Genomic DNA, 16,782 nt, shown 5'->3' with positions numbered 1-16,782 from the left:
GGACAGGAGGGTTACGCGCCCCACGCGGTGTCCCCCGGAAGTGAGAAAGTGGAATCGGGCACACCGGGCACCCGCGCGCGGTGTAGCCCGGTGTGCCTGGTTAGGCTGCGAGCGTTGAGCCGTCCTCGCGATGGGGCAGGCGGCACGGTTGACGGATCGGGACCACTGTGGACCTGTACGAGTACCAGGGGCGCGCCCTCTTCGCCAAGCACGGGCTCCCCGTGCTGGGCGGCGGTGTCGCCGAGACCCCTGAAGAGGCCCGGGCGATCGCCGAGGAGCTCGGCGGGCGGGTTGTCATCAAAGCTCAGGTGAAGGTCGGCGGCCGCGGCAAGGCCGGCGGCGTCAAGCTGGCCGAGGGCGCCGACGAGGCGACCGCGCGCGCCACCGACATCCTCGGCATGGACATCAAGGGCCACACGGTCCACAAGGTCATGGTGACCACCACGGCCGACATCGCCGAGGAGTACTACTTCTCCTACCTGCTCGACCGCGCGAACCGCACGTTCCTGTGCATCGCCAGTGTCGCGGGCGGCATGGAGATCGAGACCGTCGCCCACGACGCGCCGGAGAAGGTCGCCAAGGTCGCGATCGACGCGGTGAAGGGCGTCGACGAGGCGACCGCGCGCCGGATCGTCGAGCGGGCTCAGTTCCCGGCCGAGGTCGCCGACCAGGTCGTCGACATCGCGGTCAAGCTGTGGCAGGCGTTCGTCGCCGAGGACGCCACGCTGGTTGAGGTCAACCCGCTCGCGAAGACCGCCGACGGCACCGTCCTGTGCCTCGACGCCAAGGTCACGCTCGACGCGAACGCCGACTTCCGCCAGCCCGAGCACGAGGCGCTCGAGGACAAGGCCGCGGTCGACCCGCTGGAGCAGGCGGCCAAGGAGAAGAACCTCAACTACGTGAAGCTCGACGGCAACGTCGGCATCATCGGCAACGGTGCCGGCCTGGTCATGTCGACCCTCGACGTGGTGGCCTACGCCGGCGAGGGTCTCGGCAGCAAGCCGGCCAACTTCCTCGACATCGGCGGCGGCGCGAGCGCGCAGGTCATGGCCAACGGCCTGGAGATCGTGCTCGGCGACCCCGACGTGAAGAGCGTCTTCGTCAACGTCTTCGGCGGCATCACCGCCTGCGACGCGGTCGCCAACGGCATCGTGCAGGCCCTGCAGCTGCTCAAGGACCGCGGCGAGGAAGTCGCCAAGCCGCTGGTGGTCCGCCTCGACGGCAACAACGCCGAGGAGGGGCGCCGGATCCTCGACGAGGCCGCCAACCCGCTCATCGAGCGGGTCGACACGATGGATGGTGCGGCCCGTCGCGCCGCCGAGCTCGCAGCGAGTGGGGTGTAGGACCATGGCGGTATGGCTGACCGAGTCCAGCAAGGTCATCGTCCAGGGCATGACCGGCGCCGAGGGCTCCAAGCACACCAGGCGCATGCTCGCCGCAGGCACTGACGTGGTCGGTGGTGTCAACCCGCGCAAGGCCGGCCAGCAGGTCGACTTCGACGGCACCAAGCTCCCGGTCTTCGCGAGCGTCGCCGAGGCGATGGAGCAGACCGGCGCCGACACCACCGTGATCTTCGTCCCGCCGGCCGGCACCAAGTCGGCCGCAGTCGAGGCGATCGACGCGCAGATCCCGCTCGCCGTGGTCATCACCGAGGGCGTGCCGGTGCACGACACCGCCGCGTTCTGGGCGCACGCGCAGGCGACCGGCAACAAGACCCGCATCATCGGGCCGAACTGCCCCGGCATCGCGAGCCCCGGCAAGTCCAACGCCGGCATCATCCCGGCCGACATCACCGGCCCGGGCAAGATCGGTCTGGTCAGCAAGTCGGGCACGTTGACGTACCAGATGATGTACGAACTTCGTGACATCGGCTTCTCGACCTGCATCGGCATCGGCGGTGACCCGGTCATCGGCACGACGCACATCGATGCGCTCGCCGCGTTCGAGGCCGACCCCGAGACCGCCGCGATCGTCATGATCGGCGAGATCGGCGGCGACGCCGAGGAGCGGGCCGCGGACTTCATCAGGTCCAACGTGCGCAAGCCGGTCGTCGGCTACATCGCCGGCTTCACTGCGCCGCCCGGCAAGACCATGGGCCACGCCGGTGCGATCATCTCCGGCTCGGCGGGCACCGCCGACGCGAAGAAACTGGCGCTCGAAGCGGTCGGTGTGCGTGTCGGCAAGACGCCGACCGAGACCGCGAACCTGATGCGCGCTCTCGTCAACGCGCTCTGAGCGCGAAAGAACGACGGATTCGGACGGCCGGGGTGAGTGACCGGCCGTCCGGTCTTTGACACAGTAAGAGCGATGCCGACCACCCCTGAGGAACCGGAGGACGGGGCGCAGACCCGGCTCGAGGACCGGGAGACCGTACGCCTGCCGATCCAGCGGCGGCCGGCGCGGGGCAAGGGCCCCGCCCGCCGTCCGGCCCGCCGTGCCCCGCTCGCGCTCGCCGCCACGGTCACGACGCTGTGGGCGGCTCTCGTGTCGCTCGTCCCGACCCTCGTCGTCGTCTGGCTGCTGCACGCCGTCGACAGCTCGGGTGCCCCGGCCGGCCAGGTGTTGCGCCTCGGGCTGGCCGGCTGGCTGCTGGCGCACTGGGTGCCGCTCCAGACCGGCCTCGGGCCCATCAGCCTCGCCCCGCTCGGCCTCACCGCCGTGGCGGTGTGGCGGGTCAGCCGCGCGGGCGTCCACACCGCTCGCGCCATCGGAGCCAGGGCAAGGCCGCGCAACGCACGGTGGTCGCCCTGGCCCGCGCTCCGTGCCGCGCTTTCGATCGGGGTCGTGTACGGCCTGTGCGGCGCCCTCGCCGCCACGATCGCCGGCCACAAGGGCGTCGACGTCTCCGTCGTGCGAGCCGGCCTCACACTGGCCGTGTTCGGCCTGCTGGCCGGTGCGCTGGGGGCGTTCACCGAGGCGCGTGGCGTAGCCCGCCTCGCCGTCAGGATGCCGGCGGTGCTGCGTGACGCGACCCGCACCGGCGCCGTCACCGCGCTGCTGATCCTCGGCGCCGGGGCCGCCGTGACCGGCATGGCGGTGGCGTTCAGCGGCGGCGACGCGAGCCAGATCATCGACGACTACCACACCGGCATCGCGGGGCAGGTCGGGCTCGTGGTCGTCTGCGCGTTCTTCGCCCCGAACGTGGCCACCTGGGCCGCCAGCTACGTGGTCGGGCCCGGCTTCCAGATCGGCACGGAGACCTCGATCAGCGCGGCGGAGGTGTCGGTCGGGCCGCTGCCCGCGGTACCGCTGCTGGCCGGGCTGCCGACGACCCCGGCGACCGGCTGGGCGCCGCTCCTGCTGGGCCTGCCCCTCGCGGCGGCGCTGATCGCGGGGTGGCTGCTCGCCCGCCGCACGCTGCGGGACGGCGCGGAACGGGGCTGGGTCGCGCTGCTCGGCGGGGCAGCGCTGGCCGGTCCGGTCACCGGTGTCCTGCTCGCCCTGGTCTCGGTGGCGGCGAGCGGCTCGATCGGCGGGGAAGGGCTCGCCGACGTGGGCCCGCACTCGGGTGCGGTGGGCTTCGTGGCGATGCTCATGACGTCGATCGGCACGCTGCTCGCCACGACGGCGACGAAGCTCGCACTGCGCGCAAAGAAGGAGCGCGGGTAGCAAACGCCACCCGCGCTCCTGCTGCGGCCTGCTCAGGCCAAGTCGCTGCTTACAGGCCGGAGTAGCCCGTGCTGAAGTTGAGCGCCAGCGACAGGATCAGGAACACGACCCAGAGGACAACCGCCACGGCGCCGCAGATGAGACCGGCCATGGCCTGGCTGCGGTTGGTGGCGAGGCCCTGCTTGACCTTGTTGAGTGCGAGGTAGCTCACGACGACCGCCGCGATACCCAGCGGGAGGCCGATCGAGAAGCAGCACAGCAGCGGGATCGCGGCGATGCCCAGAATCATGCCGACGAGGCCGAGCGTGTTCTGCGGCTGCGCCGGCGCGCCGTAGCCGCCGCCCGGGTAGGCGCCGCCCGAGGTCGGGCCGGGGTACGCGCCGCCCGAGGTGGGGTACGGCGAGCCGGAAACCGGCGGCTGCTGCGCGTACGGGTCCTGGTAGGCCGGCTGCTGCGGCTGCGCGTAGGGGTCCTGGTAGGCGGGCTGCTGCGGCTGCGCATACGGGTCCTGGTAGGACGGCTGCTGCGGCTGCCCGTACTGCGGCTGCTGCCCGTACTGGGGCTGACCGTAGGGATCCTGGTTGGGCTGCTGCCCGTAGGGATCCTGGCCCGATGGTGGGTAGCCCATTGCGATGGCTCCTAAGGCTGGGGACAACTCTTGCTGGTGGTGGTCCGCACCAGGGTAGTCCCGAGGGGATACAGAACTTCGGCAGCGTACTGGTCAGGATCAAATCTTCGCAGGGGCGGAAGGGCTATTGCCAGTTTTTGTGCCAAATGTCTGCCAGCCCGGCGCTGAGCTGCGCCGACCCTGTCGATAGAGTTTTGTGGTGACCGTTCGGCTTGTCGTGCTCGTGTCCGGCTCCGGCTCCAACTTACAGGCGCTGCTCGATGCCTCCGACGACCCCGCCTACGGGGCCACGGTCGTGGCCGTCGGCGCCGACCGCCCGGACGTCGAGGGACTGGCCCGCGCGGCCAAGCACGACGTCCCGACGTTCGTGGCGCGGGTGCGGGACTACCCGGACCGCGACGCGTGGGACGCGGCGCTCACCGAGGCCTGCGCCGGCTACGAGCCGGACCTGATCGTCTCGGCCGGCTTCCTCAAGCTCGTCGGGCCGCGGTTCCTGGCCGCCTTCGAGGGGCGGTACATCAACACGCACAATGCGTTACTCCCGGCGTTCCCGGGTATGCACGGCCCGCGCGACGCACTCGCCTACGGCGTGAAGCTCGCTGGTGCCACGGTGCACTTCGTCGACAGCGGCGTCGACACCGGGGCGATCATCGCGCAGGTCGCGGTGCCGGTCCTCGACGACGACACCGAGGACACGCTCCTGGAACGGATCAAAGTTGCCGAGCGCCGCCAGCTGGTCGACACCGTCGGGCGGATGGCGCGCGAAGGCTGGACCGTCAACGAACGAAAGGTCAGGCTGGGCCGTGGCTAACCGCCGTCCCATCAGGCGCGCGCTCATCAGCGTCTACGACAAGACCGGACTCGAGGACCTCGCCCGTGCCCTGGCCGGTGCCGGGGTCGAGCTGGTCTCCACCGGCTCCACGGCGGCCCGCATCGAGGCGGCCGGCCTGCCGGTCACCAAGGTCGAGCAGCTCACCGGCTTCCCGGAGACGCTCGACGGCCGGGTGAAGACCCTCCACCCGAAGGTGCACGCCGGCCTGCTCGCCGACCTGCGGCTGGAGGCGCACGCCGCGCAGCTCGCGGAGCTCGGCATCGAGCCGTTCGAGCTGCTCGTGTCGAACCTCTACCCGTTCACCGAGACGGTCGCCTCCGGCGCCTCCGACGACGAGTGCGTCGAGCAGATCGACATCGGCGGACCGGCGATGGTCCGCGCCGCGGCGAAGAACTTCCCGAGTGTCGCCGTGGTGACCTCGCCCGAGTCATATCCGGCGGCACTGGCCGCGCTGACCGACGGCGGGTTCACGCTGGACGAGCGGCGCGCCCTGGCCGCGCAGGCGTTCGCCCACATCGCCGAGTACGACGTCGCCGTGGCGTCCTGGTTCGCCCGTGACACCGCCGACTTCGCCGGGACCGCGCTGCGCCGTGCCGCGACCCTGCGCTACGGCGAGAACCCGCACCAGGCCGCCGCGCTGTACGTCGACCCCGCCGCCGCACCCGGTCTCGCCCAGGCCGAGCAGCTCGGCGGCAAGGAGATGTCCTACAACAACTACGTCGACGCCGACGCCGCCTGGCGCGCCGCGCACGACTTCGCCGAGCCCTGCGTCGCGATCATCAAGCACGCCAACCCGTGCGGCATCGCGATCGGCGGCGACGTGGCCGAGGCGCACCGCAAGGCGCACGCGTGCGACCCGGTCAGCGCGTACGGCGGCGTGATCGCCGTCAACGCACCGGTCACCGTCGACCTCGCCAAGCAGATCAGCGAGATCTTCACCGAGGTTGTCGTCGCGCCGGCCTACGAGGACGGCGCCGTCGGACTGCTCACCGCGAAGAAGAACCTGCGGGTCCTGCGGGCCCCGGCCTGGCAGCCCGCGCCGTTCGAGTCGCGGCAGGTCTCCGGCGGCGTGCTGGTCCAGTCCGCGGACCGGATCGACGCCGACGGCGACGACCCGGCCGGCTGGAAGCTGGTCACCGGCGAGCCCGCCGACGCGGAGACGTTGCGCGACCTGGCGTTCGCCTGGCGCGCGGTGCGGGCGGTGAAGTCCAACGCCATCCTCCTGGCCTCCGACGGCGCCACGGTCGGCGTCGGCATGGGGCAGGTCAACCGGGTCGACTCGGTCCGGCTCGCGGTCTCGCGCGCCGGTGACCGGGCGGCCGGCTCGGTGGCGGCCTCCGACGCGTTCTTCCCGTTCGCCGACGGCCCCAAGGAGCTCATCGCCGCGGGCGTCAAGGCGATCGTCCAGCCGGGCGGCTCGATCCGGGACGAGGACGTGATCACGGCGGCGCGCGAAGCCGGCGTGACGATGTACCTCACCGGCACCCGGCACTTCTACCACTAGTGGCTGCCGAGGTCCCCGTCTCCGGCTACGGCAACGTGACCGGGGCGGGGACCTTCGCGCCGAAGTACGTCGCGATGGCGTCGCTGACCGCATGGGCGCCCTTCGCCAGCGAGCCACCCGCGGGCTGCTCGTAGAGGGCGGCCACGACGTAGCGCTCGTTGTCGCCGGCGAAGCCGACGGTGTGCGTCACCCAGACGGTCCGGCCGTTGACCGGCTTCTCGGCCCAGCCGTCCTTGTTGCCCGGCTTGAGCGCCGGGCCGGCCGCCCAGACGCCCCAGCGCTGGTTGCCGGCCACCTTGCGCAGGGTCGTCACCAGATACGCGCGGTCCTCGGCGTGCAGCTTCTCCAGCACGTACGACATCAGGTGTTCCAGATCCTCGGCGCTGCACCGCAGGTGGCGCCAGAAGGCGTCGTAGCCCTGCACCACCGCCAGGCCGCCCATGCCGAACCGGGAGCGGAACCGGTCGAGCATGCCGGGGCCGTCGTAGCGGTTCCAGAGCGCGGTGGCGGCGTCGTTGTCCGAGCTGATCAGGGCCTTGTCGAGGTTGGCGCGGTCGGTGCGGTCGAGCGTGATCTGCCCCTGCCGGTGGCGCTCGAGCAGGTCGGTGGCGATGGCGAGCTTGATCGTCGAGGCGGTCCAGGTGGTGGCCTGGGTCTTGCCGGCCCGCCAGACGGTGCCGGTCGTACGGTCCCGGACGACCAGGCCGATGGTGCCGGGCTGCCGCTCGACGAACGCCTTGGCCTGTGCCTGGCGGTTCGCCGCGGCGCTCGACGGTCTGTTCGAGGGTGCGGCTGAGGGCCCTGTTGTCGGTGCCGCGGACGCCGGCTCCGCCGTGACGCCGGCCGACGGGCTCGGGGACGGCGCGGGCGCGGCGCCGGGTGTGCCACCCCCGCCGCAGGCCGAAAGGGTGACGAGGGTGAGGAGGACGACAACACCGCGCCGCACGGACATCCCCGAGACTCTAGTGGCAGGATCGATTTTGTGACGGCGACGATTCTCGACGGCAAGGCCACCGCGACGGCGATCAAGGACGAGCTCCGCGGCAGGGTGAAGGCCCTCTCGAACCGGGGCGTGGTCCCCGGCCTCGGCACGATCCTGGTGGGCGACGATCCGGGCTCGCGGGCATACGTTGCGGGCAAGCACCGCGACTGCGCCGAGGTCGGCATCGCGTCGATCCGTCGTGACCTGCCGGCGACGGCCACCCAGGCCGAGGTGGAGGCCGCGGTTCAGGAGCTGAACGAGGATCCGGCCTGCACCGGGTACATCGTGCAGCTGCCCCTGCCGAAGGGCCTCGACGAGCAGCGGATCCTCCAGCTCATCGACCCCGACAAGGACGCCGACGGCCTGCACCCGACGAATCTCGGACGCCTGGTGCTCAACATCCCGGCGCCGCTGCCGTGCACGCCCAACGGGATCATCCACCTGCTGCACCGGTACGGCATCCCGACCAACGGCGCCGAGGTGACCGCCATCGGCCGCGGCACGACGGCGGGCCGCCCGCTGGGCCTCATCCTCACCCGCAAGAGCGAGAACGCCACGGTCACGCTGTGCCATACCGGCACCCGCGACCTGGCGGCACACACCCGCAACGCCGACATCGTGATCGTGGCGGCCGGCTCGGCGGGCCTGCTGACGAAGGACATGGTGAAGCCCGGCGCCGCGGTGCTGGACGTGGGCGTGACCCGCGTCGAGGGCGAGGACGGCAAGGCAAGGCTGGTGGGCGACGTGGCCCCGGACGTGGCCGAGGTCGCCGGTTACCTGGCCCCGATGCCGGGCGGCGTAGGCCCGATGACGAGGGCCATGCTCCTGACCAACGTGGTGGAGTTGGCCGAGCGCGCCGTCCCGTAGGGATTGCTGTTCCGGCTGCGGTGCGTTCACGGCCGCCGTCCCGGTTTCGACTCGCATGATCGTGCCGCGCTGCTCAGCTGGGCGGCCGTCCGCGCTGGGCGTTGCTCGTGGCGGCCCTCCTGCGCGCTGCTCCTGCTCAGCGCCCGTGGAGATCGCCGTTTGTGTCGCAGGTGCCCGCGCCAGGTCAGGCAGCCGGCGTTGAGCGCTTGTGGCCCGTCGCGCCGGGTCGGTGGGGTGGCCTCGGTGCGGCCCGTTGGTGATCCTGGCTGCCGGTCGGCCGCCGCCGATCGAACCAGACGACGCGTCCTTGATCGAGGGAACCTTCTGGTCGCCAGGGCGACACGAACTTTCCCTCGATCAAGGAGTGGCCGGGTTTCTGGCGGCGCGGCCTCGGCGTCCGGACGGTCCCCATCGTCATGGGCGGTGGGCCGAGGGAGCGATCAGGTGGCGGTCAGGGACAGGGTTGTGGACTTCTCCTCGCGGGTGGCCACCACGGCGCGGCCGGAGGCTGTGGACACCGACGTCTCCGGGCAGCGGGTGGTGCAGGAGATCCGGCGGTCGTCGGTCGCGGCGCCGTTCTCGGAGTCCGCGCCGATCAGGCGGAGAGCGCCGTCCGGGGAGCGCCACAGCACGTAGGCGTGGCCGTCGGCCGCTGCGCCGGCCACCGGCTGGTAGGAGCCCAGGCCGGGCAGGCCCACCTCCCACTTCACGCCGCCGGTGCGCATGTCGACCGCCGTCAGGTGGGCCCGGTCCCCGCTGGGCTCGGCGTAGATCAGCGTCGTGCCCGACGGGACGGCCAAGGCGCCTGCGGCGTCGTGGCGGGCGCCGACCGAGCCGGTCACCGCGTCCATGTAGACCGCGCGGTGCGGCACGCCGGTCACCGTCACGAAGCCGTTCTCGGAGGCGAACACCCTGAGCTCCGGGTTGGTGCGCTGGATCGCGTGCCACGACCAGCGCTCCTCGGCGCCGGAGGCGGTCAGCCCGACCGCCATGTCGTCGACACCCTCGGCGCGGCAGCGCATCGCCACCGCGACCGTCTCGGCGGTGGCCGCCAGGTCGGTGACGTCGCAGGGGCCGCCGTTGCGGGCCGGGGTCCAGCGCCACCGCAGCGAGCCGTCGCGCGCGTTGATGCCGAGCAGGTCGCCCGCGCCGACGCCGGCGCTCGACACCACGGCGATCTGCCCCGCGGCGCGCACCGTCGCGATCTTTCCGGACGCATACCTCCGGGAGAACCGCTCCTGGCCCGTCGCCGCGTCGAGCCCGGTCACCAGGATGCCGTCGACGGTGCCGAACACCGCGACCACCGCACCGTCGACCAGCCCGGCCGCCTCGCCGGGCAGGTCGGAGCGCAGGTAGCGCCAGGCCGTCTCGCCGCTGTCCAGCCAGATCGCGCGGATGCCGTCGGCGCCCCGCACGATCGCCACGCCGCCGTGGACCCCGACGAGCTGCGTCCCGGCATAGGACCGCGGCCAGCCCCCGTCCCGGCCGGCCGGCGGCTTGCCGGCGATCGTGGCGTCGACGAACCGCCCCTCCCGGGCCCAGTCGATCGCGAACCCGGCCCCGACGATCAGCAGCGCGGCGGCGAGGCCCGCCACGAGCCAGGGTCGCGGCTCGGTCAGCGGCGGCAGGCCGGGCCGGCCGGCCGCCAGCAGCACCCAGCCGAGGGCCGCGCACACCGCCCCGGCGACGGTGAGCGGGCCGCCCACGGCCACCCCGACGGCGGGCGACACCAGCCGGACGAGCCCGACGGCGATCAGCGCCGCGGCGATGCCGGCGACGGCGGCCACGCCGGCGATCAGCCGGAACCGCCGCGGATCCGTGCGGCCGTAGGCCAGGCACAACCCGCTCAGCAGCGGGCCGAGAAACGCGATGCCGGCGATCGTCACGAGGTCGGGGTGGCGGTTGTCGGCGAGTGTCCAGGGCAGCACCAGGCCGACCACGGTGGCGACGGTGCCGAGGGCCAGGACGGCGAGCCCGCACAGGCGGACGACGGGATTCACGAGCAACAGGATGCACAATGCCTACGACAATTTCGACCGGCGGCGGTATGCCGCCGACTTCGCGCGGTTCTGGCACCCGAGGGAGCAGAACCGGCGGGAGCCGTTTTTCGTGGCGTCGAGGAAGTACGCGTCGCAGGCGTCGGCGGAGCACTGCCCGAGTCGGTGCGTCTGCCGGGTGTCCACCAGCAGCGCCAGGCTGGCGGCGGACTCGGCGGCCCAGGCGTCGACGATCGACGCGGTCGCGGCGTGGAAGGCGAGCCGCGGCAGGCCGTGCGGCTCGGCGTGCAGGTTGGGGACGGCGCCGTGGTCGGCCAGGACGCTGTTGAGGACCTGCGCCGCCGCGTGCAGGTCGCCGGCGAGGCAGGCGTCGACGGCCTCGCGGAGCCGCCCGGCCACCACGGCCAGCAGGTCGACGTCGGCGGACGACAGGTCGTAGCCGCGCAGCCACGGCGAACCGGCGAGAGCGGTGAACGCGGCGCCCATCCCGCCCGCCCCCCGGCCCTGCCGTGCCGCGATGGCCAGGTCGTTGATCAGGGTGAGGCAGAGTTCGACGTGCGCCGAAACGTAACTGTCGATCTCGCCTTGACCAGTGATGCTGGAATCGTCTATCGTCACCGTCATAGCTTATCTAGATAGTGACGGGGAGTTGGCATGTTCGAGTTCACCGACGCCGGCCGCATCCTGGCCGGCATCGCCCTGCTGTCGATCGTCACGATCGAGGTCGGGGGCTGGTTCCTCACCCGGATCGTCCGCGGTGCGGTGCCGATGACGCCCTTCCAGCAGGCTTTTGCCCGCGCCGGGCACGCCCACGCCGGCGTCCTGGTCACCCTCGGTCTGGTCGGCATCCTCTACGCCGACCTCGCGCGCCTCGACGGGCTGCTCGGCTGGCTGGCCCGGATCTGCGTCCTCGCGGCGGCGATCCTCATGCCCGGCGGCTTCTTCGCCTCGTCCGCCGGCAAGGACGTGCACCGGCCCAACGGGGCGATCGTCCTGGTCTGGATCGGTGCGGTATCGCTCGCTGTGGGGGTTGCGAGCCTGGGGGTCGGCGTGTTGACAAGCTGAGCAATCCAGTACGCTCGTACTGCTAGGCAGCAGACGCGAGAGGAGCGCCCGGCCGATGGCGAAGATCAAGGTACAGAACCCTGTCGTCGAGCTTGACGGCGACGAGATGACCCGCATCATCTGGAAGCAGATCCGCGAGCAGCTGATCCTGCCCTACCTCGACGTCGACCTGAAGTACTACGACCTGTCGATCGAATACCGGGACCAGACCGACGACCAGGTCACCGTCGACGCCGCCAACGCCATCAAGCAGCACGGCGTGGGTGTCAAGTGCGCCACGATCACCCCCGACGAGGCCCGCGTCGAAGAGTTCAAGCTCAAGAAGATGTGGCGGTCGCCCAACGGCACGATCCGCAACATCCTCGGCGGCGTCGTCTTCCGCGAGCCGATCATCATGTCCAACGTGCCGCGGCTCGTCCCCGGCTGGACCAAGCCCATCATCATCGGCCGTCACGCCCACGGCGACCAGTACAAGGCCACCGACTTCGTCGTGCCCGGCCCGGGCAAGGTCACCGTCACCTACACCCCGGCCGACGGCGGCGCGCCGATGGAGTTCGAGATCGCCGACTTCCCCGGCGGCGGCGTCGCCATGGGGATGTACAACTTCGACGACTCGATCCGTGACTTCGCCCGCGCGTCGTTCCGCTATGGCCTCGACCGCGGCTACCCGGTCTACCTGTCGACCAAGAACACGATCCTGAAGGCGTACGACGGCCGGTTCAAGGACCTGTTCGCCGAGGTCTTCGAGACCGAGTTCAAGGACGAGTTCGCCAAGGCCGGCATCACCTACGAGCACCGGCTCATCGACGACATGGTCGCTGCCGCGCTGAAGTGGGAGGGCGGCTTCGTCTGGGCCGCCAAGAACTACGACGGCGACGTGCAGTCCGACACCGTCGCGCAGGGCTTCGGCTCGCTCGGCCTGATGACCAGCGTCCTCATGACCCCCGACGGCAAGACCGTCGAGGCCGAGGCCGCGCACGGCACCGTCACCCGGCACTACCGGCAGTGGCAGAAGGGCGAGAAGACCTCGACCAACCCGATCGCCTCGATCTTCGCGTGGACGCGGGGCCTGGCGCACCGGGGCAAGGTCGACGGCACCCCCGAGGTCACCAACTTCGCCGACACCCTCGAGCAGGTCTGCATCGACACCGTCGAGAGCGGTCAGATGACCAAGGACCTCGCCCTCCTCATCTCCCGCGACGCGCCGTGGCTCACCACCGACGAGTTCATGAACGCGCTGGACCAGAACCTGTCGAAGCGACTGGCAGCCTGATCCGAGACGCCGGCCCCGCACCACACAATGGTGCGGGGCCGGCGGCTTTTCAGAGCGACCACTCGGGGGCCGCGCGAGTGCCCTCATGTGAGGACTTCAGATCCCGTGGCCCCTCCGGTGGAGGGCCCCGAGCACACGCTCGACCTTCACGACGCCGGTCACGGCGGCCAGCGCGATGGCCGCGCGCGGTTCGCGCCAGTTGGAGCGGACCGCCGCCTTGGTCCATCGCCAGGCGTCGCGGCGGTTGCCGCTCGCGGCGGACCAGCAGGCCAGCTGGCCGTAGACGCGCCCAGCGCCGGTGCCGGAGCCGGCGATCTCCGGGTGCCGCGCCATCATCCAGCGCAGCGAGGTCATCTTGGTGGCGTACTCGTAGGCGAACATCGACGTCCGGCCCCACAGCACGCGCACGAGCGGCTCGTCGACGTGGACGATCTCGCCGCGCTTCGCCGCCCGCAGCAGCAGGTCCCAGTCCTCGTTCTGGCTGCCCGGCGCGTCCTCGGCGACCAGGCCCATCTCGTCCTCGGCGAACGCCGAGCGGCGGACCAGGAACGTCGAGGAGTGCAGCATCGACATCCGCGACCGGACCAGGTCGTCGAGGCCGACCAGGGAGGCGCCGGCGAGGCGGGTGTTGAGCCGGTCGCCGAACTCCACCTCGATCGCCGACGTGCAGAACTCCGCCTGCGGCCGCTGCTGCATCGCGTGAACCTGCCGGCGCAGCTTCGTCGGCACCCACACGTCGTCGTCGTCGCAGAACGCGACCAGGTCGGTGTCCAGGGCCACGATGCCGGTGTTGCGCGCCCCGGCGAGCCCCGGCCTGCGCAGGTTGGGCAGCACGTCGAGCGGTCGTTCCCCGCCCCGGCACAGCGCCACGTCGGGGTCGTGCTGGTCGAAGACCACGATGGTGCGCACCGGCCCGGGGTAGTCCTGCGCGACGATGCCCGCGACGGCGCGTGCCAGCAGGCCAGGACGGTTGCGGGTGGGTACGACGATGCCGACGCTCGGCCAGTGCGCGGCGGTGCTCATCGCTCGCCCCGGTAGCCGTACGCGCTGAGCAAGGGGGCCGTCAGGGCGCTCACGACCCGCCGCTGGCGCACCGGCAGCGCGGTCCGCCAGGCGTCGTCGCGGCGCAGGGGCACCGCGCCGACCTTGAACCGCATCGGGTTCCCGGCGGCGCTGTGGCACGGTCCCAGCTCGGCGGTGCCGTCGTTGAGGAACGAGACGTCGGTGGCCGGCAGGCCGGCGAACCCGGCGAGGTCGCGCAGCGTCTCCTCCGGCTGTTCGAGCAGTTCCTCGTACCGCACCCGCTTCACCGGCACCCCGCAGTGGTGCAGCACGGAGAACGCGGTGTTGTGGGCGTTCCAGAGCAGGGCGGAGCGGCTGGGGGAGTAGCGCGTCATCTCGGCGGCCCCGTCCGTCTCCGGCCGGGACACCTTTTTTGTCCACGAGTACGCGACGCCCCGGCTGTCCCGCACCATGTGCACGACCCGCAGGTCGATGTCGGGGGCGAACCGCAGGCAGTAGGCCAGCGCCGCGTGTTTCGAGGAGTCGACGAGCACTTCGGCGCCGGAGACGGCCGCGGCCGCCTCGTACAGCCGGGCGTACCAGTCGGCGTACTCCTCGACGAGCAGCCGCTGCGCGGCGGTCATCCGGACGCTCGCGAGGCGCGGGATGTACCGCGTGCGCTCGACGGCGTGCCGCAGCGCCAGAACCCGCCACACGTCGACGTGGTGCCAGCCGCCGAACGCCTTCTCGCCCACGGCGTGCCAGAAGTCGCAGTCGGAGAAGCGCTTGCCGCACGCGCAGCGCTCGTCGCCGGCGATGTCGCGCTCCCACAGGTGCACGACCTCGCCCAGCGGACAGACGCCCGGCAGTTCGCCGAGGAGGCGTTCGAGCAGCGTGGTGCCGCTGCGGCCGAGGCCGCCGAGGAACAGAACGCGTACCAAGCGTCCTCCTTGGTCGTTTTGGTAGATATGCCAGCTCTGCTGGTTTCTGGTAGCTCTAACGATGAATTGCGGACGAACGATGCTGCGCAGCTACACCCGGCGCGTCCCCGTTGGCGGCCTGGCCATCGACCCGTTGACCGAACCCGAGGTCGTCGCGCACGTCCTGCGGGCGCTCGACGAGGGGCGGGGCGGCTGGATCGTCACCCCGAACGTCGACATCCTCCGCCAGGTCTCCCGCGACCCGGCGCTGCTGGCCCACCTGCGGGCGGCCGACCTGGCTGTGGCCGACGGCGCCCCGCTGGTGTGGGCCGCCCGCCTGGCCGGCCGCTCACTCCCGGCCCGCGTGGCCGGATCGGACCTGATCTGGTCGCTGTCGCGCGGCCTGGCGGCGGCCGGGCGGAGCGTCTTCGTGCTGGGCGGCGCTCCCGCGGCCGACGGTGTCGCGGACGGCGCGCAACGGGCCGCCGAGCGGCTGGCCGAGGCGTGCCCCGGGCTCCGGGTGGCCGGCACGCTCTGCCCGCCGTTCGGCTTCGACCGCGATCCCGCGAGGCTGGCCGACGCCTGCACGAGTGTCGTCGAGCGCCGCCCGGACATGGTGTACGTCGGGCTGGGCTTCCCGCGGCAGGAGCACCTGATCGCCCGGCTGCGGGCCGACCTGCCGGAGACCTGGTTCCTGGGCTGCGGCGCGGCGGTGAACTTCGTCGCCGGTGACGTCCGGCGGGCACGGCCGGTGCTGCAGAAGGCGGGCCTGGAGTGGCTGGACCGGCTGGCCCGTGAACCGCACCGGCTGGCCCGCCGCTATCTGCGCGAGGACGCCCCGTTCGCCGCCGCGCTCCTGGCGCGGTCGCTGCACCACCGCCTGACCCGCCGCCCCGCCCACCGCGCCTGACGCGGTTCGACCGGCCGTGTGGAAAAGGATGTACCGCCCGCGCGGTATTCCGGTGGGGAATGCCGCTCGGACGGTACAGGTGCTCCCGGGCAAGAGGTTGACCTGTGCGAACTACTTCTGCCGCTTCCGCTTCGCCGCCGCTGACGTCGGGGGCATCGGGGTGTAGTGCGCGTCCTGGGCCAGCGCCGAGCGGAACGCCGAGAACACCACCGGGTCGTTCGACACCTGGAACTGCTGCGTCGGACCCTTGTTGTCCGTCGGGTCCGACTCGAAGTACAGCACCGCCCGGATCTGCGGGTTGGCCTTGAACGTCGCCGAGGCGTCGCGCAGCCAGGACGCCCGCTGCTCGCTGCCCCACGTGCGGGCCACGCCGAACTCGCCGATCATCACCGGCTTCGTCGGGTGCTCGGCGCAGAACTCCAGGAACGGCCGCAGCAGCGTGCCCATGCTGCCGAACTTCGACCCGGCGTACACGTCGACGCACGTCCAGTCCACGACGTCGTCGCCGGGGTAGAACTCCGGTGCGTACCCGCCGGTGAAGCCCTCCGCCGTCGGGCACCACACCCAGGACGCGTTCGTCGCGCCCTCGGCCGTGAAGATGGCGCGCACGTGCCGCCAGGCCGCGATGTAGTCGGCGCCCGACCACATCTGGGCGCGCAGGTTCGGCCGGTCCATCTCCCAGCGGTACCGCATCAGCACCGGCCGCCCGAACGCCTTGAGCTCGCGGGCGCGCTCGCGGATCAGGTCGTCGTAGCGGCCCATCGTGATGAGCCGCGTGTCACCGCCGGCCCAGGACAGCATCAGCGTGGTGCCCCGGTCGACGAACGAGCGGTCGGAGGCGTTGATGAAGTTCTCGTCGAAGCGGCGGTACGTGTTGACGATCGCCATCTGGCGCCCGAGCGTCTCCTCCCACGTCGTCATGGCCGCGAGCCGGCCCGACTCCGTGAGCCGCTCCGGTCGCACCCACGCACCGAGGTACGAGCCCTCGGCCGGCGGCCCGACCGGACCGGCCTGGAACGGCCCCTTCGACGTCGCGATCGCCGATGGACCGACGGCGTCGGGGGCCGGTGACGGCCGGGGCGCGGGCCCGTCCTTCGTGGACATCACGCTCAGGGTGACCGCCGTGGCGGCCGCGACGACGGCGGCCACCACGGCAAGGGTCAGCACGCTCCGCTTCATGCGCTCCCCTTCGG

At 71.9% G+C, this 16,782-nt stretch carries 16 protein-coding genes; 9 read left to right on the top strand and 7 right to left on the bottom strand.

Going from position 1 to position 16,782, the window contains the following annotated elements:
- The first annotated feature begins 167 nt into the window (after window positions 1-167).
- The 3 genes from sucC to Dfulv_RS43910 all read left to right on the top strand — a co-directional run bounded on the left by sucC (window position 168) and on the right by Dfulv_RS43910 (window position 3,609).
- Window positions 168-1,343 carry an ADP-forming succinate--CoA ligase subunit beta gene (gene sucC / locus Dfulv_RS43920; RefSeq protein ID WP_259859736.1) on the top strand — a complete coding sequence of 392 codons (1,176 nt, stop codon included), beginning with the start codon at window positions 168-170 and terminating at the stop codon, window positions 1,341-1,343.
- A gap of 4 nt (window positions 1,344-1,347) precedes the next feature.
- Window positions 1,348-2,235 carry a succinate--CoA ligase subunit alpha gene (sucD, locus tag Dfulv_RS43915; RefSeq protein WP_259869388.1) on the top strand — a complete coding sequence of 296 codons (888 nt, stop codon included), beginning with the start codon at window positions 1,348-1,350 and terminating at the stop codon, window positions 2,233-2,235.
- A 72-nt stretch (window positions 2,236-2,307) separates the two neighbouring features.
- Window positions 2,308-3,609: a cell division protein PerM gene (locus tag Dfulv_RS43910; protein WP_259859735.1), complete on the top strand. Its 1,302-nt coding sequence runs from the start codon at window positions 2,308-2,310 to the stop codon at window positions 3,607-3,609.
- Between the two features lie 49 nt (window positions 3,610-3,658).
- Here the strand turns inward: Dfulv_RS43910 and Dfulv_RS43905 are convergent, their stop codons facing one another.
- The gene (locus Dfulv_RS43905; protein ID WP_406567883.1) at window positions 3,659-4,237 is read right to left on the bottom strand and encodes a DUF4190 domain-containing protein; all 579 of its coding nucleotides are present in this window, start codon (window positions 4,235-4,237) and stop codon (window positions 3,659-3,661) included.
- Window positions 4,238-4,433: 196 nt separating this feature from the next.
- On the opposite strand from Dfulv_RS43905, the gene purN reads away from it, so the two are divergent.
- Window positions 4,434-5,048 carry a phosphoribosylglycinamide formyltransferase gene (gene purN, locus Dfulv_RS43900; protein WP_259859734.1) on the top strand — a complete coding sequence of 205 codons (615 nt, stop codon included), beginning with the start codon at window positions 4,434-4,436 and terminating at the stop codon, window positions 5,046-5,048.
- Window positions 5,041-6,573: a bifunctional phosphoribosylaminoimidazolecarboxamide formyltransferase/IMP cyclohydrolase gene (gene purH, locus Dfulv_RS43895; RefSeq protein ID WP_259859733.1), complete on the top strand. Its 1,533-nt coding sequence runs from the start codon at window positions 5,041-5,043 to the stop codon at window positions 6,571-6,573. Before purN ends, purH begins: the two co-directional genes overlap by 8 nt.
- Before the next feature lie 25 nt (window positions 6,574-6,598).
- Here the strand turns inward: purH and Dfulv_RS43890 are convergent, their stop codons facing one another.
- Window positions 6,599-7,525, bottom strand: coding sequence for a serine hydrolase (locus tag Dfulv_RS43890; RefSeq protein ID WP_259859732.1), 927 nt, complete (start codon window positions 7,523-7,525; stop codon window positions 6,599-6,601).
- Window positions 7,526-7,555: 30 nt separating this feature from the next.
- Here Dfulv_RS43890 and Dfulv_RS43885 point away from each other — a divergent pair, with 30 nt between their 5' ends.
- Complete coding sequence (locus Dfulv_RS43885) at window positions 7,556-8,422, top strand: bifunctional methylenetetrahydrofolate dehydrogenase/methenyltetrahydrofolate cyclohydrolase (protein WP_259859731.1); 867 nt, start codon at window positions 7,556-7,558, stop codon at window positions 8,420-8,422.
- 440 nt (window positions 8,423-8,862) lie between these two features.
- Here the strand turns inward: Dfulv_RS43885 and Dfulv_RS43880 are convergent, their stop codons facing one another.
- Window positions 8,863-10,422: a PQQ-like beta-propeller repeat protein gene (locus tag Dfulv_RS43880; protein ID WP_259859730.1), complete on the bottom strand. Its 1,560-nt coding sequence runs from the start codon at window positions 10,420-10,422 to the stop codon at window positions 8,863-8,865.
- Between the two features lie 21 nt (window positions 10,423-10,443).
- Window positions 10,444-11,037, bottom strand: coding sequence for a CGNR zinc finger domain-containing protein (locus tag Dfulv_RS43875; RefSeq protein WP_259859729.1), 594 nt, complete (start codon window positions 11,035-11,037; stop codon window positions 10,444-10,446).
- Window positions 11,038-11,073: 36 nt separating this feature from the next.
- On the opposite strand from Dfulv_RS43875, the gene Dfulv_RS43870 reads away from it, so the two are divergent.
- Window positions 11,074-11,484, top strand: coding sequence for a hypothetical protein (locus Dfulv_RS43870; protein WP_259859728.1), 411 nt, complete (start codon window positions 11,074-11,076; stop codon window positions 11,482-11,484).
- Window positions 11,485-11,539: 55 nt separating this feature from the next.
- Window positions 11,540-12,757, top strand: coding sequence for an NADP-dependent isocitrate dehydrogenase (locus Dfulv_RS43865; protein WP_259859727.1), 1,218 nt, complete (start codon window positions 11,540-11,542; stop codon window positions 12,755-12,757).
- A 96-nt stretch (window positions 12,758-12,853) separates the two neighbouring features.
- On the opposite strand, the gene Dfulv_RS43860 is transcribed toward Dfulv_RS43865, so the two are convergent.
- Together Dfulv_RS43860 and Dfulv_RS43855 are read right to left on the bottom strand one after the other, a co-directional pair.
- The gene (locus Dfulv_RS43860) at window positions 12,854-13,780 is read right to left on the bottom strand and encodes a glycosyltransferase family 2 protein (RefSeq protein WP_259859726.1); all 927 of its coding nucleotides are present in this window, start codon (window positions 13,778-13,780) and stop codon (window positions 12,854-12,856) included.
- Complete coding sequence (locus Dfulv_RS43855; RefSeq protein ID WP_259859725.1) at window positions 13,777-14,700, bottom strand: sulfotransferase family protein; 924 nt, start codon at window positions 14,698-14,700, stop codon at window positions 13,777-13,779. The genes Dfulv_RS43860 and Dfulv_RS43855 overlap by 4 nt, the downstream gene beginning before the upstream one ends.
- A 79-nt stretch (window positions 14,701-14,779) precedes the next feature.
- Here Dfulv_RS43855 and Dfulv_RS43850 point away from each other — a divergent pair, with 79 nt between their 5' ends.
- Complete coding sequence (locus Dfulv_RS43850; protein WP_259859724.1) at window positions 14,780-15,589, top strand: WecB/TagA/CpsF family glycosyltransferase; 810 nt, start codon at window positions 14,780-14,782, stop codon at window positions 15,587-15,589.
- 111 nt (window positions 15,590-15,700) lie between these two features.
- Here the strand turns inward: Dfulv_RS43850 and Dfulv_RS43845 are convergent, their stop codons facing one another.
- Window positions 15,701-16,768 (bottom strand): glycoside hydrolase family 26 protein, encoded by a 1,068-nt coding sequence (locus Dfulv_RS43845; RefSeq protein ID WP_259859723.1) that lies wholly within the window; start codon window positions 16,766-16,768, stop codon window positions 15,701-15,703.
- Window positions 16,769-16,782 lie beyond the last annotated feature (14 nt).

This window comes from Dactylosporangium fulvum (assembly GCF_025137375.1).
Lineage (GTDB): Bacteria > Actinomycetota > Actinomycetes > Mycobacteriales > Micromonosporaceae > Dactylosporangium > Dactylosporangium fulvum.
Note: the sequence above shows the minus strand (reverse complement) of the source record. Positions and strands in the feature narration are given on the sequence as shown.